The sequence below is a fragment of the Hyunsoonleella ulvae genome, from assembly GCF_016827605.1.
Lineage (GTDB): Bacteria > Bacteroidota > Bacteroidia > Flavobacteriales > Flavobacteriaceae > Jejuia > Jejuia ulvae.
Window position 1 is genome coordinate 1 of sequence record NZ_JAEPJQ010000017.1, and the last position, 1,009, is coordinate 1,009.

General features: G+C 44.2%; 1 protein-coding gene. It reads right to left on the reverse strand.

Going from position 1 to position 1,009, the window contains the following annotated elements; genetic code table 11:
* Window positions 1–1,009, reverse strand: a 1,009-nt coding sequence (locus JS605_RS17425; RefSeq protein ID WP_203259006.1) for an Ig-like domain-containing protein, incomplete at both ends; no start/stop codon positions are given.

Consider the following 1,009-nt stretch of genomic DNA (forward strand, 5'->3'; position numbering starts at 1 on the left):
ATTGGACTACATGGATCGTTTGGATCACTCGTTGGTCCGCCTGGGAACGTCGTTGGATCGTCTGGGGTACTTGGATCGTCTATTCCTGTAGTTTCCTCACAGTCTGTTAAGCCATCGCCATCACTGTCTGTTGTGTTAATGCCGATTGGACTACATGGATCGTTTGGATCACTCGTTGGTCCGCCTGGGAACGTCGTTGGATCGTCTGGGGTACTTGGATCGTCTATTCCTGTAGTTTCCTCACAGTCTGTTAAGCCATCGCCATCACTGTCTGTTGTGTTAATGCCGATTGGACTACATGGATCGTTTGGATCACTCGTTGGTCCGCCTGGGAACGTCGTTGGATCGTCTGGGGTACTTGGATCGTCTATTCCTGTAGTTTCCTCACAGTCTGTTAAGCCATCGCCATCTGTATCTACTGTTGACGTACATAATGGAACTACTACAGTTATTGTAGCTATATTAGAAGTATTACCATCATTATCATTTACAGTATATGTAATTGTTGTTATTCCATTATTATAACCTGGTGCTGGACTAAATGTAACAGTTCCATCTCCATTATCAGTAAACGTACCTTCTCCCGGTACAGTAAATGTACTTTGCTGTCCTGGAATATTTGGATCTAAGTCAATAGTTAAATCATCAATTGTTCCATCTGGATCAGTATCATTTACTGTAATATCAATTATAATATCAACTCCTGGATCTGTAGTTCCTCCATCATTATTTGCAACAGGAAAGCAGTTAGCTATAATTGGACTACATGGATCGTTTGGATCACTCGTTGGTCCGCCTGGGAACGTCGTTGGATCGTCTGGGGTACTTGGATCGTCTATTCCTGTAGTTTCCTCACAGTCTGTTAAGCCATCGCCATCACTGTCTGTTGTGTTAATGCCGATTGGACTACATGGATCGTTTGGATCACTCGTTGGTCCGCCTGGGAACGTCGTTGGATCGTCTGGGGTACTTGGATCGTCTATTCCTGTAGTTTCCTCACAGTCTGTTA